Raw genomic sequence first — 22,973 nt, 5'->3', positions numbered from 1 at the left:
GGAGGGAGCGCACCGTTCGTGCGCCCCTGATGCTACCGAAGCAGCGTCACTTCTTCGCCTTGCCCGGATCCTTCACGGCTTCGAAGGTCTGGAACTCGACATTGTAGAGCTCGCCGTCGACCTTCTCGACCTTGCGGATGTAGACGTTCTGGATGATGTCGCGGGTCTCCGGATCGATCGAGATCGGGCCGCGCGGGCTCTCCCAGGCCATGCCTTTCATCGCCGCGAGCAGCGAGTCGCCATCGGTCTTGCCGTCGGCCTTCTTCAAGGCCTCGTAGATCAGATGGATGCCGTCATAGCCGCCGACGGCCATGAAGCCCGGACGGCTGTTGAAGGCCTTCTTGTAGGCTGCGACGAACTCCTTGTTCTTCGCCGACGGATGCGCCGCCGAATAGATGTGCGCGGTCACCGTGCCGAGCACCGCGTCGCCCATGTCGTTGAGCAGGTCGTCGTCGGTGACGTCACCCGGCCCGATCACCTTGATGCCGCTCTTGTCGAGGCCGCGCTCGGCATATTGCTTCATGAAGTTGCCGCCCTGGCCGGCGGGCACGAACACGAACATCGCGTCCGGCTTGGCGTCCTTCATGCGCTGCAGGAACGGCGCAAAGTCCGGGTTCTGCAGCGGCACCTTCACTTCCTCGACGATCTCGCCGCCGCCGGCGGTGAAGCGCTCCTTGAAGGACGCCAGCGCGTCATTGCCCGGCGCGTAGTCCGAGGTCAGCGTCGCGACCTTCTTGATGCCGTTCTTGACCGCCCAGTCGCCGATGATGGTCGAGGACTGCGGCAGCGTGAAGCTGGTGCGCACGATATAGGGCGACTTCTCCGTGATGATCGAGGTGCCCGCGGCCATCACGACCTCAGGAATCTTGCCCTGGGTGGCGAGCGGCGCGGCGGCGAAGGCCGCCGGGGTCACGCCGAAGCCGGCGATGACGTTGACCTTGTCGTTGACGATCAGCTCCTGCGCCAACCGCTTGGTGTTGTCGGGCAGCGCGGCGTCGTCCTTGAGGATGACCTGGATCTTCTTGCCGGCGACGGTGTCGCCGTTCTGCTGCATGTAGAGCTTGATCGCGTTGTCGATCTGCTTGCCGGTCGACGCCTGACCGCCGGTCATCGGCACGATCAGGCCGATCTTGAACACGTCCTCGGCCCGCGCCGCACCGGTCGCAATCGCAGTTGCGGCAAGGGCCACACTGGCGAGCGTCAGTGTCTTGTTTCGCACGAACATTGAAACTACCTCCCTGGTCGGATCAGGACCGAGCCCCCCGGCCATTGTTGTCTCACCTGTGCGATCTCGTTCACGATATCGCGCGCGCATCGCTGCGGACTCGGCACGGTATTGTCAATGGCGTTCATGGGAGCGTTCGTGGACGGTAGGTTTCCGGAACCGACCATGAGACATGGCGCGAGACTATGACGGTAAAATAATACTCCGACCTCGAACGGCCAAACTTTGCGAATTGATGGCAAGCCGATAGGGTCGCGGCAGCGACGATGAAAGGTCCCCACTCCATGCCGGCAAGCACTCTGTTTGGCGCGAGCTCGCTTGCCGCGATGGCCGTGCTGGCCGGGGCTGCGCTGGCTTTGGCCGGCTGCTCGTCGATCAACGAGAAGGTCGGCGCCGGCATGGGCGATATGATGCCGCAATGGGCCGGCGGCCTGCCGGCCGACGCTCCGCCCCGGCCCGGCACCCCGGAATACGCCCGTTTCATGCAGGAGCGCGAGCGGCAGCGGCAGCTGCCGGCGGCCGAACGCGACAAGGAGACGCAGTCCGACGACAATGCGCCGGCGGCCGCCCCGAGCCGGTGAGGCGTCGAGGCCGCGACCTTCAATTCAACCCAATTGAGCCGCGATAGGAACATGCGGCCACGTCATGTCTTGACCTCGCCCGGTAAGAACGGCCGGACGGAATGGCGTGGGCAAGATATCCAATCAACCTGCAAGCATCGTGATCGGCGGCAGCGGCCTGGTCGGCAGCCATCTGCTCGACCACCTCGTCGCCCGCGGCGAACGTCCGTTGAGCGTCGGTCGCTCAGAGCATCGACGTGCGGACGTCGATCATCTCGGCGGCGACCTGCTGAACGCCGAATCTCTCCGGCTGCCTCCGACCGGGACATTGTATTGCGCGACGCATGCGACAGCGCTGGCCCCTGCCCTGCCGCATCTCCTGGCAACCGGCGTGGCGCGCGTGGTGGCGCTGAGCTCGACCAGCGTGCTCACCAAGACCCAGAGCGAGATCGAAGACGAGCGTGCCGGCCAGCAATGCCTCGCCAATGCCGAGCGAGAGATCGCCGAACTCTGCACGAGTCGCGGGGTCCCCTGGACCATCCTGCGGCCCACCCTGATCTATTGCGAGGGCCAGGACCGCAACATCACCGTGCTGGCGCGGCTGATCCGGCGCTTCCGAATCATGCCGCTGGTGGGCGGCGGCTGCAGCTTGCGGCAGCCGGTCCACGCTGCCGATCTCGCGGCGGGGATGATGGCCGCAGCGATCGCGCCCGACGCCGCAAACCGAACCTATGCGGTCGGCGGCGGCGAGACGCTGACCTACCGGGAGATGATCGGACGGATCTTCGATGACCTCGGGTTGCGGCGGCGGATGCCGTCGATTCCCGCCGCGGCGTGGCGCCGGCTGTTTCCGCTCATCGCGCCGCTGTATCCCGGCGCCAATGTCGCGATGGGCCTGCGCATGACCCAGGACATGGCGTTCGACGCCCGGCCCGCGATCCGCGATTTCGGCTGGGCCGCCCGCGACTTCCGTCCGCGCTTCGACTAGTCCATGAAGACGACCGTCTTGCGGCCGTTGAGGATGACGCGATCCTCGAGGTGATAGCGGATCGCGCGCGCCAGCACGCGGCGCTCGATGTCCCGGCCCTTGCGCACGAGATCCTCGGGCGTGTCGCGGTGGCTGATGCGCTCGACGTCCTGGTCGATGATCGGACCCTCGTCGAGATCGCGGGTGACGTAATGGGCGGTCGCGCCGATCAGCTTGACGCCGCGCTCATAGGCCTGGTGATAGGGTTTCGCGCCCTTGAAGCCCGGCAGGAACGAGTGATGGATGTTGATGCAGCGGCCGGAGAGACTCGCTGACATCTCATCCGACAGGATCTGCATGTAGCGGGCGAGCACCACGAGATCGGTCTTCGTCTCCTCCACCAGCTTCAGGATCGCCTGCTCCTGGTCGCGCTTGGTGTCCTTGGTCACCGGCATGTGGTGGAACGGGATGTCGCCGAAATCGAGCCCGGCATAGGTCTCGCGCGGATGGTTGGAGACGATCGCGGTCGGGATCATCGAGAGGTCGCGGGTGCGCCAGCGATAGAGGATGTCGACCAGGCAGTGGTCGAATTTCGATACCAGCAGCATCACCCGGCGCTGCCCGGCGCGGTCGCGCATCTGCCAGTCCATCGAGAAGCGCTCGGCAATCGCGGCGAAGCCGGTCTGCAGCGCCGGCAGGTTCACCGCGAGATCGGCGGCCGTGAACACCACACGCATGAAGAAGTGGCCGGTCTCGAAGTCGCCGAACTGCTGGGCGTCGAGAATGTTCTGGCCGTTATGGGCGAGGAAGGTGGAGACGGCGGAGACGATCCCGGGACGATCCGGGCAGGACAGGGTCAGGACATACTGGTGGTCGGACATGGCGATGAGGGACCGGATGGGAGATTGAATTGCGACAGGCCGGGGCGGCCGTTCGGGCCTGCTCTATCACCCTCCGCGCCCTTGCGCCAACGCTCGGCAAGGGGGCAGGATGAACAAAACATCACCTCTTTTGGTGGAGACTGGCCATGGCCGACCGGCTGACCGGCAACCGCATCCTGATCCTGGAAACCCGCGAGGAAGCGCAGTTCTCACGGCTGCTCGCCGAGCAAGGCGCCGACGTGCTGCAATGTCCGATGTTCACGATCCAGGACGCGCCCGACCCGGCGCCGATCGAGGCCTGGATCCGCCGCTGCATCGACATGCCGTTCGATGATCTCGTGCTGATGACGGGCGAAGGATTGCGGCGACTGATGACCGTGGTGCGCCGAATCGGCGTCGAAGCCGAGTTCGTCGCCGCGCTGGGCAAGGCGCGCAAGTTCACCCGGGGTCCGAAGCCCGGGCGCGCGCTGCGCGAGCTCGGCCTCGAGCCGCAGATGACGACCGAGAAGCCGACCTCCGAAGGCGTCGCCGAGCTGCTGGCGCGCTACGACCTCAAGGGCCATCGGCTAGGACTGCAGCTCTATCCCGACAAGGATCATTCCGCGCTGATCGGCGCCATCCAAGCGGGTGGCGCCGAGGTCGATACGGTCCTGCCTTACGTCTATGATGCGAAAGCAGCTGACGCGAACATTCTCACCGCCATCGAGGAGATGACCGCCGGAAGGGTCGATGCGATCGCGCTGACGAGTTCGGGGCAGCCGCGGCGCTTGTTCGATGTCGCCAAAGCGCACGGCGTCGAGAATCGGCTGCGGCAGGGCCTGGCGCGCACACCAATCGCCTCGGTCGGACCTGTCGTGACGGAGGAGCTGGCCGCGCATGGTCTGTCGCCGTCGATCACGCCAGTGGGCGAGGCCTATTTCATGAAGCCGCTGATCTCGGCCATGGCCACCGCGCTGGGAGTGAAGGCCTAACGCGCGGCCAAACTACAAGTGTCGTCCCGGGCTTGACCCGGGACCCATACCGCGTGATGTCCGAAACAGGCAGGCGGCCCGTCCCTTAGCGTTCGGTGGCTATGGGTCCTGGCTCAAGCCCGGGACGACGGCGGTGGTTAGGCTACAGCCTGCCCGGTCTCACGCAGGAACGCCTGATAGGCCCGCGCGATGCCGTCCTCGAGCGAGGTCGTCGCGCGCCAACCGAGCTTCGACAAGCGCGAGACGTCGAGCAGCTTGCGCGGCGTGCCGTCGGGGCGGAAGGGATCGAAGCTGACGCGGCCCCGATAGCCCACCGCTGCGGCCACCACGCGGGCGAAGTCGGCAATGGTGATGTCCTCGCCGGTGCCGATATTGACCAGCTCGTGATCCGAATAGGTCTTCATCAGATGCACGCAGGCATCGGCCATGTCGTCGACATAGAGGAATTCGCGCCGCGGCGTGCCGGTCCCCCACACCACGACCTCCGGCGCCTCGCTAAGCTTCGCCTCATGGAAGCGGCGGATCAGCGCGGCCACGACGTGGCTGTATTCCGGATGATAATTGTCACCGGGACCATAGAGGTTGGTCGGCATCACGTTGATGAAGTCGGCGCCATATTGGCTGCGATAGGCCTCGACCATCTTGATGCCCGCGATCTTGGCGATCGCATAGGGCTCGTTGGTGGGCTCGAGCAGCCCCGTCAGCATGGCATCCTCACGAAGCGGCTGCGGCGCGAGCTTCGGGTAAATGCAGGACGAGCCCAGAAACATCAGCTTCTCGGCGCCGTTCACATGCGCGGCGTGAATGACGTTGGTGGCGATCGCGATGTTGTCGTAGATGAACTCGGCGCGCAGGGTGTTGTTGGCGACGATGCCGCCGACCTTGGCGGCCGCCAGGAACACGGCCTGCGGCTTCGCCCGCGCGAACCAGGAGAATACCGCGGCCTGATCGCGCAGATCGACCTCGCTGCGCGACACCGTCTGCAGTTCGACGTCCTCGCTCGCCAATCGCCGCACCAGCGCGCTGCCGACCATGCCGCGATGGCCGGCGACGAACACCCGCTTGCCGCGGAGATTAAAAGGCGTGATGGCCACTGGCCGTCTCCCGCCGCGCAGCGTCGAGGTCGTTCGCAACCATCTCCTTGACCAGCTGAGCGAAGCTCGTCTTCGGCTTCCAGCCGAGCTTGTCGCGCGCCTTGCTGCAGTCGCCGACCAGAAGATCGACCTCGGTCGGCCGGAAATAGGTCGGATCGATGCGCACCAATGTCTTGCCGGACTTGCAATCGACGCCGGTCTCCTCGACGCCCTCGCCGCGCCATGCGATGCGGCGGTCGACCTCGGCGAAAGCGAGTTCGACCAGCTCGCGCACCGAATGCGTCTCGCCGGTGGCGAGCACGAAATCATCCGGCGTATCGGCTTGGAGAATGCGGTGCATGCCCTCGACATAGTCGCGGGCATGGCCCCAGTCGCGCTTGGCCTCGAGGTTGCCGAGATAGATCGTTTCCTCCAGGCCGGCCTCGATCCGGGCGACGCCGCGGGTGATCTTGCGCGTGACGAAGGTCTCGCCGCGGACCGGGCTTTCATGGTTGAACAGGATGCCGTTGCAGGCGAACATGCCGTAGGCTTCGCGATAGTTCACCGTGATCCAATAGCCGTAGAGCTTGGCGCAGCCATAGGGCGAGCGCGGATAGAATGGCGTGGTCTCCCGCTGCGGAATCTCCTGGACCAGGCCGTAGAGCTCCGAGGTCGAGGCCTGGTAGAACCGCGTCTGCTTCTCCATGCCGAGAATGCGAATGGCTTCCAACAGGCGCAGGACACCAAGCCCGTCGGCATTGGCGGTGTATTCCGGGCTCTCGAAGCTGACCCCGACATGGCTCTGCGCGGCGAGATTGTAGATCTCGTCGGGGCGGATCTGCTGCACCAGCCTGATCAGGTTGGTGGAGTCGGTCATGTCGCCATAATGCAGCAGGAACGGCACGTTGCCTTCGTGAGGGTCGCGGTAGAGGTGATCGACCCGCGCGGTATTGAAGGACGACGATCGCCGCTTGATGCCATGCACGGTATAGCCGAGGCCGAGCAGATGCTCGGCCAGATAAGCCCCGTCCTGGCCCGTGACGCCCGTGATCAGCGCCACGCGGCCGCTGCAATTCTGCCCCGCCATGCTCACTCCAACACCGTCGCGGCCCCCTGGGGCCGGAGTTCCCGTGAGCAGTCCACAGCCGAAGCCGCCGGTCAAGCGCAACAACGAACGAGCGTCGGATCAAGCCCGCATGGCCCGACAAAAGGCCGAATCTAATCCCCGTAACAGCGCAGGCGGTCGAGATCGATGACCGTCACTCCGCCATATTCCACGCGCAGCAGGCCCTCGCGCTCCAGCGTCTTCAGGCACTGATTGGCGTTCTGCCGTGAGAGGCCTGAGAGCGCGCCGATCTCCTCCTGGGTGATCTCCAGGTGGCGCGTCGTGTTCGGGTAGAGGATCGGATTGAACAGCGAGGCGATGCTGCGGGCGAGTCGCGCCGTCGCGTCCAGCGTGCGGCCGACTTCCACCAGGCCGATGAACTGGCCGAGCCGCTCGTTGAGCTGGGTGACCAGGAAACGGTTGAAGCCGACGCTGTTCTCGAACAGCCACATGAAGGTCGGCCGCTCCATCAGCGCCGCCCTTGTGTCCCTTAGCGCCACCACGTCATAGCGGCGCGGCTCGTTCTTCAGCACGCTGCCTTCACCGAACCAGGCGCCGGCCGACATGCCGGCGAACGTCGTCGCCTTGCCGCCGCGCGATACCGTGCTCATGCGCGCCAGCCCGGTCACGATGCCGGTCCAATAGTCGAACTGGTCACCACGCAGGAAGATGTGCTCGTTGGCCGCAAAGGAGCGCTCGACGACGCCTGCGGAGGCCACGTCGATCTCCTCGGGCTTCAGATGGCGCGACCAGGGCGCGATGCGCAGCAGGGTGTCGGAGGCGATCAAGCCGTCATCTCGTCTGGTCGAATCTCGCCGCGACCATATTGCATCGCAACAATCACGTCATGAATTTTGCCTGGAATTGTCAGGCGCAAGACAGTTCCTGATAGCGCTTTCCCCTATCGAGGACCATCGCATTCGACTCGGCGTATCCCCAGTGCAGAGGATGCACGCCCCCTCGGATGCGGCAAAGTGCACCGCGCCGGGTGGCCCGTCATTCGTCGGATGGCGCGGAACCGGTGGGCGGGCTAGGATTGCGACGACAGCGACGAGGGATACGTCGCGCCACGATGCTTGAAGAGCGCGCCAAGCGCCGACAAGGACTTCGGGAGGACGACTTGGACTATACGTTGGAAGCGCGCGGAGTCTCGCTGCGTTTCGGCGGGGTGAAAGCCCTGACCGACGTCAGCTTCGGCGTGCGTGAGGGCGAACTGTTCTCGATCATCGGCCCGAACGGCGCCGGCAAGACCTCGATCGTCAACTGCATCTCCGGCCGCTACAAGCCGACCGAAGGCCGCCTGTTCCATCGGGGACGCGACATCACCGGCCTGCCGCCGAACGCGCGCGCCAAGATCGGCATCGGCCGCACCTTCCAGAACCTCGCGTTGTTCCACCATATGAGCGTGCTCGACAACATCATGGTCGGACGCCATCACCTGCTGAAGAACAACTTCCTCACGGGTTCGCTGTACTGGCTCACCGGCGCGCGGCGCGAGGAGCTGAAGCATCGCGAGAAGGTCGAGCAGATCATCGACTTCCTCGACCTGCAGTCGGTACGCAAGGCGCCGGCCGGCACCCTCTCCTATGGCCTGCGCAAGCGCGTCGAGCTCGCGCGCGCCATGGCGCTGGAGCCGCATCTGATCCTCCTCGACGAGCCGATGGCTGGCATGAACTTCGAGGAGAAGGAGGACATGGCCCGCTACATCGTCGACCTCAACGAGGAATACGGCATGACGGTCGTGATGATCGAGCACGACATGGGCGTGGTCATGGATATCTCCCACCGCGTCATGGTGCTGGATTTCGGCCGCAAGATCGCCGATGGCGATCCGGCAGCGGTGCTTGCCGATCCTCATGTCAAGCGCGCCTATCTCGGCGAAGAGGACGAGCTGCTGGTCGATCCCGACGAGGCCCCCTCCATTGCGGAGGACGCCGCATGATGGACTATGCAGGCCGGGTCAAGCAGGCCGATACCTATCCGAAGTTGCTGCGGCTGAATGCGAAAGAGCATGGCCGGGAGATCGCGCTGCGCGAAAAGGATCTCGGTCTCTGGCGCACCTTCACGTGGGCTGACTACCAGGCGCGCGTGCGCGATTTCGCGCTGGGCATGGTCGAGCTCGGGCTCGGCAAGGACGACGTCATCGGCATCATCGGCGACAACCGGCCGGACTGGGTTGCTGCGGAGATCGCCACGCATGCGATCCGCGCCTTCAGCCTCGGCCTGTACCGGGACGTGCTCGACGACGAAGCCGCCTACCTGCTCAACTATGGCGAGGCGCGGCTGGTGTTCGCCGAGGACGAGGAGCAGGTCGACAAGCTGCTCAACCTCGCCGACCGCGTGCCGGCGCTCAAGCACATCATCTATTCCGACCCGCGCGGCATGCGGAAGTACGACGATCCCAGGCTCATGCCGGCCGACAAGCTCGCCGAGCTCGGCCGCAACCGAGCCGCGCGCGAGCCCGATCTCTACGACCGGATGGTCGATGCCACGGTCGGCGACGACGTCGCTATTCTCTGCACCACGTCGGGCACGACCTCGCATCCCAAGCTTGCGATGCTCTCGGCCGCCCGCGTGCTCAAGCACTGCGCCACCTATCTCGCCTTCGACCCCAAGGGGCCGGAGGATGAATACGTCTCGGTGCTGCCGCTGCCCTGGATCATGGAACAGGTCTACGTGCTCGGCAAAGGTCTGCTCTGCCGGATGAAGGTCAACTTCGTCGAAGAGCCGGATACGATGATGAACGACTTCCGCGAGATCGCGCCGACCTTCGTCCTGTTCGCGCCGCGGGTCTGGGAGCAGATCGCCGCCGACGTCCGCGCTGCCGTGATGGACGCCTCGCCGCTGAAGCAGCGGCTGTATCACATGGGCATGTCGGCGGGCCTCGCTGCGCTGGAGAAGGGTCAGCATTCCGGCTTTGCCGACATGCTGCTGTTCCGCGCGCTGCGTGACCGTCTCGGCTTCACCCGGCTGCGCTCGGCCGCGACCGGGGGGGCCGCGCTCGGGCCCGATACCTTCAAGTTCTTCCGCGCCATGGGCGTACCCCTGCGCACGCTGTACGGCCAGACCGAGCTGCTTGGCGCCTACACGCTGCATCCGGACGACAAGGTCGATCCCGATACCACGGGCGTGCCAATGGCGTCGGACATCGAGATCGAGATCGATCAGCCCGACAGCCAAGGCATCGGCGAGATCATCGTCCGCCACCCGAACATGTTCCTCGGCTACTATAAGAACCCGGAAGCCTCGACCGCCGACATCAAGGACGGCTGGATGCATTCGGGTGATGCCGGCTATTTCAACGACGCCAAGCAGCTCGTCGTCATCGACCGTATCAAGGATCTTGCCGAGACGTCGCGCGGCGAGCGCTTCTCACCGCAATATATCGAGAACAAGCTGAAGTTCTCGCCCTACATCGCCGAAGCGGTCGTGCTCGGCGCCGGCCGCGAGCACCTCGCAGCGATGATCTGCATCCGCTACTCGATCATCTCCAAATGGGCGGAGAAGAACCGCATCGCGTTCACGACCTATTCCGACCTCGCCTCGCGCAACGAGGTCTATGCGCTGCTGCAGAAGGAGGTCGAGACCGTCAACGCGCACCTGCCCCCAGCCCAGCGCATCGCCCGCTTCCTGCTGCTCTACAAGGAGCTCGACGCCGACGACGGCGAGCTGACCCGCACCCGCAAAGTGCGCCGCAGCGTGATCAACGAGAAATACGCCGATATCATCGACGGCATCTATGGCGGCAAGCCAGCCATCCCCGTCGACACCATCATCCGCTTCCAGGACGGCACCACCCAGCGCATCCGCACGACGCTGAAGGTGGTGGATCTGGGCGGACATGGACCCATGGCGGAGGCGGCGGAGTGATGCGATCGCCGCTCCCTAACTCCCGCTACTGGGATCGCACAGAAGCGACCACACCAATGGTCGTCATGCGCGGGCTTGACCCGCGCATCCATCCTCTTCGGACGACGCCTTTGGAGATGGATCGCCGGGTCAAGCCCGGCGATGACGAACAGAGTGCTGAGCAGCAACAAGCGAGACTGCGCATGACTGCGCCCTCTCCCCTTGTGGGAGAGGGCAACACCGGCGGTCGACGCGAACGCGGTCGGGTGAGGGGTCCCTCGCCTCTCGCTCGCCCGCGGAGAGAACCCCTCACCCGGCTGCGCTGCGCGCAGCCACCCTCTCCCACAAGGGGAGAGGGTAAAAGCCCCGATGGCGCAACACATCCGGTCGTCATGCGCGGGCTTGACCCGCGCATCCATCCTCTTCCGAAAACCTCTTGCGCGATGGATCGCCGGGTCAAGCCCGGCGATGACGAGTGAGAAACATCATGAACACCGCCTTCCTCATCCAGCTCCTGGTCAACGGTCTCGTCGTCGGCACGCTCTATGGCGTGGTCGCGATGTCGTTCGTGCTGATCTACAAGGCGACGCAGGTCGTCAATTTCGCGCAAGGCGAGCTGCTGCTGATCGGCGCCTGGGTGTGCTGGACGCTGCTCACCAAATTCCAGGTGCCGTTCTGGGCCGGCATGCCGCTGTCGCTGATCTTCATGTTCGCATTCGGCATCGCAATCCAGGTCGTCATCCTCCGGCCGATGATCGGCGAGCCGATCATCTCCGTCATCATGGTGACGATCGGCCTGTCGACCGTGTTCCAGGCGGCGCTGAAATGGATCTACGGCGTCAATCCGCAGCCGTTCCCGCCGGTATTCTCCAGCAAGGCGGTCGACATCTTCGGGCTGCAGATCCAGACCGTCTACGTGATGAGCCTGGTGGTGTCGGTGCTGATGATGCTCGGCATGGCCTGGTTCTTCAAAGCCTCCAAATACGGCCTGGCCATGCGCGCCACAGCCTTCAACCAGCAGGTCGCGCAGTCGCTCGGCATCTCCGTCAAGAGCGTGTTCGCGATGGCCTGGGCGATCTCCGCCACAGTGTCCGCCGTGGCCGGCGTCGTCGTCGCGGTCGTCAATGGCGTCTCCTCCGGCCTGTCGGCCTACGGCATCAAGGTGTTTCCCGCGGCGATCCTCGGCGGCCTCGACTCCGTCGGCGGCGCCGTGCTCGGCGGCATCATCATCGGCCTCTTGGAGAACATCGCGCAATATGTCGACAGCCAGTACCTGCACTGGGGCAATCTCTACGAGATCGCGCCGTTCTACGTGCTGATCATCATCCTGATGATCAAGCCCTACGGGCTGTTCGGCACCCGAGACATCGAGCGGATCTGACATCATGGTCGCACGTTCCACCATTCCCGCCGGTGATTTCCGCACCTCCTACGCGGCCGACACCACGATCTTCCCGACCAGGACCAGCCGCAATTTCGCGATCGCCGGCGTCATCCTGCTGTGCTTCGCGCCGCAGGTGTTCTCGGAATTCTGGCTGTCGATCGCGATCCAGATCGGCATCTTCTCGATCGCGGCGCTCGGCCTGAACATCCTGGTCGGCTTCACCGGCCAGATCTCGATCGGCCAGGCCGGCTTCTTCCTGCTCGGCGCCTTCACCTCGGCCTACATCAACAACGCCTATGCCATCCCGGTGTTCTTCGCGATCCCGCTCGCCGGCGTGGTCACCGCGCTGGTCGGGCTCGTTTTCGGCATTCCCGCCGCGCGGCTGAAGGGCCTCTATCTCGTCATCGCAACGCTCGCCGCGCAATACATCCTGCTCGACTTCTTCTCCCGCGCCGAATGGTTCTCCGGCGGCTCGGTGCCGGCCTCCGCCAATCCGTTCTCGATTCTAGGCTATACGCTGCGCGGCGACCGGCAATATTTCTACGTCGTGCTGGCCTACGTGCTGGTCAGCTACATTCTGGTCACCAATCTGATGCGCACCCGCGACGGCCGGGCGCTGATCGCGATCCGCGACCATTATCTCTCGGCCGAGATCATGGGCATCAATCTGACCAAGTACCGGACGCTGTCGTTCGGCCTGGCTGCGTTCTTCGCCGGCATCGCCGGCGCGCTTTACGCACACTACCAGCTGGTGGTCTCGCAGGAAGGCTTCGGCATCGAGCGCTCGATCCTGTTCCTGGCGATGATCATCATCGGCGGCACCGGCTCGATCATGGGCACCCTGATGGGGACGGCCTTCGTGGTGTTGCTGCCGGAATCGATGGAATGGCTCAGCCATCACTTGAAGGGCGGCGCGATCGACAAGGCGCTCGCGCTCAACAACAACATCACCTTCCTGCGCGAGATCGCGATCGGCCTGATCATCATCGCCTTCCTGATGTTCGAGCCGGACGGGCTCGCGCACCGCTGGCGGCAGATCAAGACATACTGGAAGCTCTACCCGTTCTCCCATTGATTCCAACCAACAGGGACCGGCGACAATCCGGCCCGAAACGCACCACAGGAGGAAGCACTATGACGATCAAATCATGGCTCGGCTCGGCGGCGCTCGCACTGCTCGCAGGCACGTTCGCTTCATCGGCAAACGCGCAGCAGATCGCGATCGGCCATCTGCAGGATCTCTCGGGCGGCACGTCCGACGTCGGCACGCCCTATGGCCAGGGCGTCGTCGACACCTTCGCCTGGATCAACAAGAACGGCGGCATCGGCGGCAAGCAGCTCGCGGTCGACAGCAACGACTACGGCTACCAGGTGCCGAAGGCGATCGCGCTGTACAAGAAGTGGTCGGCGCCGGACAACAAGGTCGCCGCGATCATGGGCTGGGGCACCGCGGACACCGAGGCACTGACCGGCTTCCTCGCCAACGACAAGATCCCGGACATGTCCGGCTCCTATGCGGCCGCGCTGACCGACCCCGAGGGCACCAGCGGCAAGGCGAAGCCCGCGCCGTACAACTTTTTCTACGGCCCGAGCTACTCGGACGCGCTGCGCGCCGAGCTGACCTGGGCAGCCGAGGACTGGAAGGCCAAGGGCAAGCCCGGCAAGCCGAAGTTCGTCCATATGGGCGCCAACCATCCCTACCCCAACGCACCGAAGGCCGCGGGCGAAGCGCTCGCCACCGAGCTCGGCTTCGAGGTGCTGCCGCCGCTGGTGTTCGCGCTGGCGCCTGGCGACTACAGCGCGCAGTGCCTGAGCCTGAAGAGCTCCGGCGCCAACTACGCCTATCTCGGCAACACGGCTGCCTCCAACATCTCGGTGATGAAGGCCTGCAAAAATGCCGGCGTCGACATCCAGTTCCTGTCCAACGTCTGGGGCATGGATGAGAACGCCGCCAAGACCGCAGGCGACGCCGCCGACGGCGTGATCTTCCCGCTGCGCACCTCTGTCGGCTGGGGCGGCGACGCGCCGGGCATGAAGACGGTGCAGGAGATCGCCAAGATGTCCGATCCCACCGGCAAGGTGTATCGCCCGGTGCACTACATCGCAGCCGTCTGCTCCTCGCTCTACATGAAGGAAGCGATCGAGTGGGCGGCGAAGAATGGCGGCCCGACCGGCGAGAACGTCGCCAAGGGCTTCCACCAGAAAAAGGACTGGGTGCCGGCCGGAATGGAAGGCGTCTGCAGCCCCTCGACCTGGACCGAGAAGGATCACCGCGGCACCATGAAGGTCGACCTCTATCGCGCCCGCGTGACCGGTCCGACCGATGGCGACCTCAACGACCTGATGGCCAAGGGCGTGATCAAGCTCGAGAAGGTCAAGACCATCGAGCTGCCGCGCAAGGCCGAATGGGCTGGTTGGTAGTCCCACACACGAGACGTCATGGCCGGGCTTGTCCCGGCCATCCACGTCCAGCTTCACACGCCGATGGGCGTGGATGCCCGGGTCAAGCCCGGGCATGACGACGGATAGAGTGTCGCCATGACCGATACATTGGATAGTCCGCGAACGAACGCAACAGCTGGAGCAGCCCCCCTGCTCTCCGTGCGCAACATCGAGGTCGTCTATGACGACGTCATCCTGGTGCTGCGCGGGCTGAGCCTCGACGTGCCGAAGGGCGCCATCGTCGCGCTGCTCGGCGCCAATGGCGCGGGCAAGTCGACGACGTTGAAGGCGATCTCGGGCCTGCTGAAGACCGAGGATGGCGAGGTCACGCGCGGCGAGATCATGTTCGACGGCGCGCGGATCGACGGCATTGATCCGGAGAAGATCGTCCGGCGCGGCATCTTCCAGGTCATGGAGGGCCGGCGCATCGTCGCCGACATGACCTCGCTGGAAAACCTCAAGCTCGGCGCGTTCACCCGCAGCGATCGCGAAGTCTCAAAAGACATCGAGATGGTCTACAACTATTTCCCGCGACTGAAGGAGCGCACCGGTCTGGCCGGCTATCTCTCCGGCGGCGAGCAGCAGATGCTGGCGATCGGGCGTGCGCTGATGGCACGGCCGAAGATGATCCTGATGGACGAGCCGTCGATGGGCCTGTCGCCGCTGCTGGTGAAAGAGGTGTTCGCGATCATCAAGGAGATCAACCGGGATCTCGGCGTCACCATTCTGCTGGTCGAGCAGAATGCGCGGGCGGCGCTGTCGGTCGCCAGCCATGGCTACATCATGGAGCAGGGCAAGGTGGTGCTCGACGGCACCGCAGATGCGCTTCGCGACAACGAGGACGTCAAGGAGTTCTACCTCGGCGGCGCCGGCGACCAGCGCAAGAGCTTCAAGAACCTGAAGAGCTTCAAGCGGCGGAAGCGGTGGCTGTAGCCGTCACACGCCGTCATTCCGGGGCGCGCGGCACGCGCGAACCCGGAATCTCGAGATTCCGGGTCCGGTCCTCTGCGCAAAATGGCTTCGCCATTCTCCGCAGCGGACCGTCCCGGAATGACGTGCCAGGACACGAGCAATGACCACCTACTACGACGCCCTCGAAACCCGTGATCCCGAAGCCCGCGAGCAGGATCTGTTCGGCCGCCTGCCCGACGTACTGCGCGCGGCAATGAGAGCGCCGGCGTATGCTGCGCTGCTGCAGGGCCTCGAACCACGGGACATCACGACCCGCACCGCACTCGCGCAGTTGCCTGTGCTGCGCAAGTCCGAGCTCCCCGCCCTTCACAAGGCCGCGCCGCCGTTCGGCGGCTTCGTCGCGCAATCGCCCGGCGCGTTCTCCCGTCTCTTCACCTCGCCCGGGCCGATCTTCGAGCCGGAGGCGGCGCACGCTGACCCCTGGCGCGGCGCCCGCGCGCTGTTCGCGGCCGGCTTCCATTGCGGCGATGTCGTGCTCAACACCTTCAGCTATCACCTGACGCCGGGCGGCTTCATCTTCGACGCCTCGGCGCGCGCGCTCGGCTGCGCTGTCATCCCAGCCGGTCCGGGCAATACCGAGGCGCAGTTCGAACTGATCGAGGCCTATCGGCCGATCGGCTACAGCGGCACGCCCGACTTCCTCAAGATCCTGCTCGACGCCGCCGCCGGCGCCGGCCGCGACGTGTCCTCGCTCAAGCGCGCGCTGGTGTCGGGCGCTGCGTTCCCGCCGTCGTTGCAGGCCGAGATCAAGGCGCGCGGCATCGATGCCTACCAGGCGTTCGGCACCGCCGATCTCGGCATCATCGCCTACGAGACATCAGCGCGCGACGGCATGGTCGTCAACGAGGACCTGATCTTCGAGATCGTCCGCCCCGGCACCGGGGATCCCGTCGCTCCCGGCGACGTCGGCGAGATCGTCGTCACCTCGCTCGATCCGCATCACCCCTGGATTCGCCTCGCGCTCGGCGACCTCACCGCGGCCCTGCCCGGCATCAGCGCCTGCGGCCGCACCAACATGCGCATCAAGGGCTGGATGGGCCGCGCCGACCAGACCACCAAGGTGAAGGGCATGTTCGTGCGTCCCGAGCAGGTTGCCGAGATCGGCAAGCGCCATCCCGAGCTCGGCCGCCTCCGCCTGGTCGTCACCCGCGCCGGCGAGACCGATGCTATGACGTTGAAGGCCGAATGCGCCTCGCCGGCGGACGGCTTGCCCGAGGCGCTCGCTGCCAGCCTGCGCAGTGTCGCCAAGCTCGGCGGCAACGTGGAGCTGGTCGCACCGGGCACGCTGCCGAACGATGGCAAGGTCATCGCCGACGAGCGGTGAGTTCATCGCGATGTTCCCGGAACGATAAGCCCTGCACCACCGACATGAGCGAGGCCGCCCGCACGTCCCATGCGCAATTGTCGCCTCCCGCGCGCTCTCCTATACAGCCATGTCACGTTCTTCGGAGTGCATCCGCATGGCCTTCCCGCGCGCGTCCAAAGCCCTGTCCCGTTTCACGGTGCTCGATCTGACGCGGGTGCGCGCCGGACCGACCTGTGCGCGACAGTTCGCCGATTGGGGCGCCAACGTCATCAAGATCGACGCGATGATGGAAGATGGCGGCGAGGCGCTCGGCGGGCCGCGCCGCGGTTCCGACTTTCAGAACCTGCATCGCAACAAGCGTGCGATGACCTTGAACCTCAAGGACCCCAAGGGGGTCGAGGTGTTCATGCGGCTCGCCAGGCAGGCCGACGTCGTCATCGAGAACTATCGTCCCGACGTGAAGACCAAGCTCGGCATCGACTACGAGGCCGTGAGCAAGGTCAATCCGCGCATCGTCTATGGCAGCATCTCCGGCTTCGGCCAGGACGGCCCCTATTCCAAGCGGCCCGGCTTCGACCAGATCGCGCAGGGCATGGGCGGACTGATGTCGATCACCGGCGCCCCCGGCGAGGGCCCGATGCGCGCGGGCATTCCGATCGCCGATCTCTCGGCCGGCCTGTCCTGCGCGATGGGCATCCTCACCGCGCTGCTCGAGCGCGAGGTGTCCGGCGAGGGTCAGTGGGTGCAGACCTCGCTGTTGCAGGCGCAGATCTTCATGCTCGACTTCCAGGCCGCGCGCTGGCTGATGGAGAACGACGTCGCTCCCCAAGCCGGCAACAATCATCCGACCAGCATTCCGACCGGCGTGTTCAAGACCTCGGACGGCTACATCAACATCGCCGCGACCGGCGGTCGGATCTGGGAGCGGCTCTGCCAGACGCTCGGCGCGCCCGAATGGATCGACAATCCGGACTACGCGAGCGCGCCGGCGCGCTCGAAGAACCGCGACGCGCTCAATGCCGAGATCAACGCCCGCACGCTGGCGAAGACCAGCGAGCAATGGGTCGCCGAGCTCAACGCCGCCGGCGTACCCTGCGGGCCGATCTACGCGATCGATCAGATGTTCGAGGATCCCCAGGTGAAGCATCTCGGCATGGCGCAGAAGGTGCCGAGCGAGGACGGCCGCGACATCACGCTGGTGGCGCAGCCCTTCACCTTGTCGCGCACGCCGAGCCGGATGGCGGCGCGGCCGCCGGAGTTCGGCGAGCAGACCGAGGAGATCCTGTCCGAGTTCGGCTTCACCGACGGAGAAATCGCTGATCTCCGGCTACATCGCGTCGTGTGAGCAGGTGCAATATGACCAGGCCGCGGCATCCCGCCGCTGTGGCCTAGATGTCACCACGTTGGAACTTCGACCTGGGCCGGATTGAGGCCAAGGCAAGACCGCGTTAATCTCTTCCCATCAGTTGACGCGGACCCGAAGCGGCCCGCGGGCGTGAGGAGTAGCGGGTCATGAGCGCATCCGAGTTGAACGAGTTTCTGTCGGCGATGGACATGGTCCGCGACGTCAACGCGGCCGCTCTCACCAAGGACAGCGCTCTTCTGTTCGATGAGACGGTCCTCGACAACGACTCGGACTGGTACCACATGCCGGTCGTGGAGACCGTCAACTGAGACGAAGCTGACGCGGGCTCACGCGCGTCCTGACAATGTTTTCATATGGAGCCTTCGTCCGATCGGCCGGACGGAGGCTTTTGTTTTGTCTGCCCGGATGAACTGAGGCGGGCCGAACTCACCAACGAGCCCGGCGCAAAAAAAAGCCCGACGCAAGCGCCGGGCAAGAGATCGTCTCGGGAGGAAACATCAGGGCGCGATGACCAGAGATCAGGCACCGCGCGTGAGCAGCACAACGTCTGCCCATGAATGAAGCCTACCACCGCTCTGCCTAAAATGCTGTCATCGCAAAGACACAACCTCTGGGGAAGCGCAGAAACGATTCGAACAACGGTCCGCCCTGCAAAGCTGAGACCTGATGAACGTGGCAGCGGTGCCACAGTCCGGCTGTGAACTGAGTGAATGGCCAATTCACCCAAAAAGTCACAATACCCACCCTCGCTTTTTTGCTCCCTTTTCGACGAGGCCTGCGGCCTCTCCCCCGGCGCCGGCCTGAATTCGCGTGCGCAAAGGGCCGACGTGCTGATCGCCAACAGACTCCGTTCCGACACGACTAAGCAGCCGCAGCGCGCGCGGCGGTTCTGGCTGTCGGCGACGGCACTGGTGTCCTCGCTGCTGATGTCCAACGCGGCACTGGCGCAGGCGACCAGCGGCGGCTCAGGCGGAAGCCACTCCAGCGTCTTGACGAATGGCGGGACGAGTTCGGCGACCGCACCCGGGAGCGATGGCGGCAACGACACCACCAACATTGGTGGCGGCGGCGGTGGCGCCGGTGTCACCGGCGGCTTCGGCGGGTCCGCTAACGCTGGAACCGTTGTGGGCGGTGGAGGCGGCTCAGGGCCAGGAGGCAGAGGAAACACGGGCGGATCGGGCAACACCTCCAGCGGCGGTGGCGGCGGCGGGGGCGGCGCGCACGGCGCACTCGTAACGACCAGCACCACGAACGCCGCAACCATCACCGGCGGCGACGGCGGGCGCGGCGGCACGACCAGTGGCAATCATGGCGGCGGTGGCGGCGGCGCTGCCGGCTATGGCGTCGTCATCGATGGCAATAACCTCACCTACAGCAACACCGGCACTGTCAGTGGCGGCCAGGGCGGCGACGGCGGCGTTTCGAGCGGACTCGCTGGCTATGGAGGCAATGGGGGCGACGGCGGCTACGGCGCCTTCCTGACCGGCACCAATGTGGTGCTCACCAACGCCGGAAGGATCGCCGGCGGCGATGGCGGAGGTGGAGGCGAGGCGACGATCAACAGCGGGAATAGCGCGGGCGGCAACGGTGGTGCGGGCGGCTCTGGGGTGATCTTTGCTGCCGGCGGCACGCTGGTCAATTCCGGCATCATCGCCGGCGGCAATTCGGGCGGGTCTGGCCCGGGCCAGAGCGGGAGCGGCGTCGGTCAAATGGGCCTCGCCGGGGACGGCGTCCGCGGCAGCAATCTTGCGATCATCAACAGCGGGACAATTTCCGGCGGAAACGACAGCGGCGGCAATCTCTTTGGCAACGCCATCATCTTCACCGGCGGCAGCAACGTGCTGGAGATCTGGGCCAGCTCGATCATCAACGGCAACGTGGTCGGCGCGGGCAGCGACACGTTCCGGCTGGGAGGCACGGCAAACGGCACGTTCGACGTCTCCACGATCGGAGCCGGGGCTCAGTATCAGGGCTTCTCCAGTTTCGTGAAGACGGGCACCAGCGCGTGGACGTTGACGGGCACCACGACCGCCGTCACGCCCTGGGCCATCAACCAGGGCACGCTCGCGGTCACTTCGGACGCCAATCTCGGCGCGGCCTCCGGCGGGCTCTCCTTCGGTGGCGGCACGCTGCAAGTTCTCGCGGGCTTCAGCTCTAGCCGCAACATCACGCTCAACGCCGGCGGCGGCAGCTTCGACACCAACGGCAACAACGCCACGCTCAGCGGCACGATCTCCGGCAGCGGCGGCCTGACCAAGCTCGGCGCCGGCATTCTGACGCTGAGCGGCACGACGACCTACGCGGGCGACACCGTCATCGGCGGCGGCACGCTGCGGACCGGCGCGGCCGGCGTTCTCTCGGTCGCCAGCAGCTACATGATCGCGACAGGTGCGACGCTCGATATCGATGGCACCGGCCAGACCATCGGCGGATTGAGCGGCAGCGGCAATTTGCAGCTCGGCAGCAACGGATCGCTGGCGATTGGCGACAATGGCGGCGCCACCGTGTTCTCGGGCACGATCTCGGGCAGCGGCAGCTTCGTCAAGAGCGGCCCCGGAGTTCTCACGCTCAGCGGCACCAACACCTACACCGGGGCGACCGTCATCGATGGCGGCACGCTGCGGGCCGGCGCGGCCGGCGCTTTCGCACCGCTGAGTTCGGTCGAGGTCGACAATGGCGGCACGCTCGATCTCAACGGCTTCAACCAGACGATCGCCTCGCTCACCGGCGGCGGCGCCATCCTGCTCGGCGCGGGCACGCTGACATCAGGCGGCGACAACTCCAGCACGAGCTACACCGGCACGATCTCGGGCAGCGGCGGCTTCACCAAGGTCGGCACCGGGACGATGCGGTTCGACGGGCTGACCAGCTACACCGGCGCGACCACGATCAGCGCCGGCACCTTGCAGGCCGGCGCCTCTGGCGTGCTCGCCTCGGCCAGCGCGTTCATGATCGCATCAGGCGCCACGCTCGATCTCAACGGCTTCAACCAGAGCATCGGCTCGCTCGCGGGCAATGGCAACGTGCTGCTCGGCGCGGCCACGCTGACCGCTGGCGGCAACAATGGCAGCACGACCTTCGCCGGCACGATCTCAGGCAGCGGCGGCTTCACCAAGAGCGGCACAGGCCGGATGACGCTCACCGGCACCAGCAACTATACTGGTGCCACCATCATCAACGGCGGTGTGCTCGACGTCGCCGGCGCGATCACCAACACCTCGGGCGTGACCGTGAATGCGGGCGGAACGCTGATGGGCGCCGGCCTCGTCGATCCGCCGATGACCGTCAGCATCAACAATGGCGGCACGCTGGCTCCGGGTAACGGCAGCGCCGGCTCGTCGATGACCATCGTCGGCAACCTCGCCTTCCAGTCCGGCGCTTACTACCTGGTGCAGTTCGATCCCACGATGGCCTCTTTCGCGAGCGTCACCGGATCGGCCACGCTCGGCGGCGCAACTGTGAATGCGGTCTTCGCCAATGGCGCTTATGTCGACAAGCGCTACACCATCCTGACGACGGGCGGCGGCGTCTCCGGCAGCTTCGGCACGGTGGTGAAGACCAACCTGCCCTCCGGCTTCAAGACCAGCCTCAGCTACGACGCCAACAACGTCTACCTCGACCTGGTCCTCGCCTTCGCCCTGCCCGGCGGCCTCAACGGCAATCAGAAGGCCGTCGGTGATGCGCTGTCTGCGTTCTTCGATCGCACCGGCGACATTCCGCTGGTGTTCGGCCGCCTGAACCAAGCGGGCCTGACGCAGGCCTCCGGCGAGAGCGCCACCGGCGTGCAGCAGACCTCTTTCAACGCCATGAGCCAGTTCGTCGGCCTCCTCACCGATCCCTTCGCGCAACGTCAGGGCGGCGGCGCGACCGGCCATGCCGATCCGGCTCGCAAGCGTACCGACGCCTTCGCGATGCTGCCGGACGAACGGGCCGCAGACTTCGCGCAGCGCTGGAACGCGTGGGCGGCCGGATTCGGCGGCTCGCAATCCACCAGTGGCCATGTGAGCGTTGGCTCCAACGACACCACCAGCCGCATTGCCGCCACGGCCGTCGGCGCCGACTACCGCATCGCTGCCCACACCATCGCCGGCTTCGCGCTTGCAGGCGGCGGCACCAGCTTCAGCGTCAACAGTCTCGGCTCCGGCCGGTCCGACCTGTTCCAGGCCGGCGCCTATCTGCATCATCATCTTGGCCCGAGCTATCTCCGGGCGGCTCTGGCCTATGGCTGGCAGGACGTCACCACCGACCGCACCGTCGCGATCTCCGGCACCGACCGGCTGCGCGCGAGCTATCAAGCCAACGCCTGGACCGGTCGGATCGAGGGCGGCACGCGTTTCGTTGCGCCGCTCGGTGGCATCGGCGTCACGCCCTACGCGGCCGCCCAAGTCACCAGCCTGCGCTTGCCGGCTTATGTCGAGCAGGCCACAGTGGGCGCCTCGACGTTCGCCCTGACCTACGCGAGCAAGACCGTCACCGACACGCGCACCGAACTCGGCCTACGCACCGACAAGTCCTACGCCCTGACGGACGGCACCCTGACACTGCGCGGTCGCATTGCCTGGGCCCATGACTTCAATCCCGATCGTTCCGTGGCCGCCACGTTCCAGACGCTGCCGGGCGCGAGCTTCGTCGTCAACGGCGCGGCGCAGGCGCGCGACTCAGCGCTGACGACGACCTCCATCGAGATGAACTGGCTGAACGGCTGGAGCGCACTGGCGACGTTCGAAAGCGAAGTCTCGAACGTAACGCGGTCATACGCCGGCAAGGGGACAGTGCGTTACGCGTGGTGAGAGCGACGCAAGTGCTTGAGGTTACCAACGTCGAGCTAAGCTTGATCGTCGCACCCCACCGTCATTCCGGGGATACGACACG

The 22,973-nt window shown here is 65.6% G+C and carries 18 protein-coding genes; 13 read left to right on the top strand and 5 right to left on the bottom strand.

All coding sequences use genetic code 11. The features are described 5' to 3' along the window. Positions 1–46: 46 nt before the first annotated feature. Complete coding sequence (locus BRAO375_RS31665) at positions 47–1,225, bottom strand: ABC transporter substrate-binding protein (RefSeq protein WP_009031509.1); 1,179 nt, start codon at positions 1,223–1,225, stop codon at positions 47–49. Positions 1,226–1,509: 284 nt separating this feature from the next. Between BRAO375_RS31665 and BRAO375_RS31660 the strand changes: the two genes are divergently transcribed. Then, positions 1,510–1,806 carry a hypothetical protein gene (locus tag BRAO375_RS31660; RefSeq protein WP_502688992.1) on the top strand — a complete coding sequence of 99 codons (297 nt, stop codon included), beginning with the start codon at positions 1,510–1,512 and terminating at the stop codon, positions 1,804–1,806. A gap of 106 nt (positions 1,807–1,912) precedes the next feature. Next, a complete protein-coding gene (locus tag BRAO375_RS31655) occupies positions 1,913–2,773 on the top strand; it encodes an NAD-dependent epimerase/dehydratase family protein (protein WP_035643238.1) in 861 nt (286 codons plus the stop codon). Here the strand turns inward: BRAO375_RS31655 and purU are convergent. Beyond that, on the bottom strand, positions 2,770–3,633 hold the full coding sequence (gene purU, locus BRAO375_RS31650) for a formyltetrahydrofolate deformylase (protein WP_006609493.1): 864 nt from the start codon (positions 3,631–3,633) through the stop codon (positions 2,770–2,772). The two genes, BRAO375_RS31655 and purU, sit on opposite strands and share 4 nt — an antisense overlap. Positions 3,634–3,779: 146 nt before the next feature. Here purU and BRAO375_RS31645 point away from each other — a divergent pair, with 146 nt between their 5' ends. Continuing rightward, positions 3,780–4,604 (top strand): uroporphyrinogen-III synthase, encoded by an 825-nt coding sequence (locus BRAO375_RS31645; RefSeq protein WP_009031506.1) that lies wholly within the window; start codon positions 3,780–3,782, stop codon positions 4,602–4,604. Between the two features lie 137 nt (positions 4,605–4,741). Here the strand turns inward: BRAO375_RS31645 and fcl are convergent, their stop codons facing one another. The 3 genes from fcl to BRAO375_RS31630 form a co-directional block, all read right to left on the bottom strand. Then, complete coding sequence (gene fcl, locus BRAO375_RS31640; RefSeq protein ID WP_083842576.1) at positions 4,742–5,698, bottom strand: GDP-L-fucose synthase; 957 nt, start codon at positions 5,696–5,698, stop codon at positions 4,742–4,744. Then, the gene (gmd, locus tag BRAO375_RS31635; protein ID WP_085964569.1) at positions 5,679–6,764 is read right to left on the bottom strand and encodes a GDP-mannose 4,6-dehydratase; all 1,086 of its coding nucleotides are present in this window, start codon (positions 6,762–6,764) and stop codon (positions 5,679–5,681) included. Before gmd ends, fcl begins: the two co-directional genes overlap by 20 nt. A 131-nt stretch (positions 6,765–6,895) precedes the next feature. After that, positions 6,896–7,570 (bottom strand): Crp/Fnr family transcriptional regulator, encoded by a 675-nt coding sequence (locus tag BRAO375_RS31630; RefSeq protein WP_009031503.1) that lies wholly within the window; start codon positions 7,568–7,570, stop codon positions 6,896–6,898. A 284-nt stretch (positions 7,571–7,854) separates the two neighbouring features. Between BRAO375_RS31630 and BRAO375_RS31625 the strand changes: the two genes are divergently transcribed. The 10 genes from BRAO375_RS31625 (at position 7,855) to BRAO375_RS31585 (ending at position 22,891) form a co-directional block, all read left to right on the top strand. Then, positions 7,855–8,724, top strand: a complete 870-nt coding sequence (locus BRAO375_RS31625) for an ABC transporter ATP-binding protein (RefSeq protein ID WP_052536168.1) — start codon at positions 7,855–7,857, stop codon at positions 8,722–8,724. Then, positions 8,721–10,652: a long-chain fatty acid--CoA ligase gene (locus BRAO375_RS31620; RefSeq protein ID WP_035643233.1), complete on the top strand. Its 1,932-nt coding sequence runs from the start codon at positions 8,721–8,723 to the stop codon at positions 10,650–10,652. Before BRAO375_RS31625 ends, BRAO375_RS31620 begins: the two co-directional genes overlap by 4 nt. A 466-nt stretch (positions 10,653–11,118) precedes the next feature. Continuing rightward, positions 11,119–12,012: a branched-chain amino acid ABC transporter permease gene (locus tag BRAO375_RS31615; protein WP_009031500.1), complete on the top strand. Its 894-nt coding sequence runs from the start codon at positions 11,119–11,121 to the stop codon at positions 12,010–12,012. A 4-nt stretch (positions 12,013–12,016) separates the two neighbouring features. Further along, positions 12,017–13,090, top strand: a complete 1,074-nt coding sequence (locus BRAO375_RS31610; RefSeq protein ID WP_009031499.1) for a branched-chain amino acid ABC transporter permease — start codon at positions 12,017–12,019, stop codon at positions 13,088–13,090. Between the two features lie 59 nt (positions 13,091–13,149). After that, positions 13,150–14,436 (top strand): ABC transporter substrate-binding protein, encoded by a 1,287-nt coding sequence (locus BRAO375_RS31605; RefSeq protein ID WP_009031498.1) that lies wholly within the window; start codon positions 13,150–13,152, stop codon positions 14,434–14,436. A gap of 117 nt (positions 14,437–14,553) precedes the next feature. Next, positions 14,554–15,390 (top strand): ABC transporter ATP-binding protein, encoded by an 837-nt coding sequence (locus BRAO375_RS31600; RefSeq protein WP_035643230.1) that lies wholly within the window; start codon positions 14,554–14,556, stop codon positions 15,388–15,390. 139 nt (positions 15,391–15,529) lie between these two features. Further along, a complete protein-coding gene (locus BRAO375_RS31595; protein WP_009031496.1) occupies positions 15,530–16,753 on the top strand; it encodes a phenylacetate--CoA ligase family protein in 1,224 nt (407 codons plus the stop codon). Positions 16,754–16,889: 136 nt separating this feature from the next. Further along, positions 16,890–18,080 (top strand): CaiB/BaiF CoA transferase family protein, encoded by a 1,191-nt coding sequence (locus BRAO375_RS31590; protein WP_009031495.1) that lies wholly within the window; start codon positions 16,890–16,892, stop codon positions 18,078–18,080. Between the two features lie 167 nt (positions 18,081–18,247). Beyond that, entirely contained in the window at positions 18,248–18,409 is a 162-nt protein-coding gene (locus BRAO375_RS38265) for a hypothetical protein (RefSeq protein WP_009031494.1), read from the top strand. A gap of 519 nt (positions 18,410–18,928) precedes the next feature. After that, positions 18,929–22,891 carry an autotransporter outer membrane beta-barrel domain-containing protein gene (locus BRAO375_RS31585; RefSeq protein ID WP_009031493.1) on the top strand — a complete coding sequence of 1,321 codons (3,963 nt, stop codon included), beginning with the start codon at positions 18,929–18,931 and terminating at the stop codon, positions 22,889–22,891. The last annotated feature ends 82 nt before the right edge of the window (positions 22,892–22,973 follow it).

The organism is Bradyrhizobium sp. ORS 375 (assembly GCF_000239775.1).
GTDB lineage: Bacteria > Pseudomonadota > Alphaproteobacteria > Rhizobiales > Xanthobacteraceae > Bradyrhizobium.
Note: the sequence above shows the minus strand (reverse complement) of the source record. Positions and strands in the feature narration are given on the sequence as shown.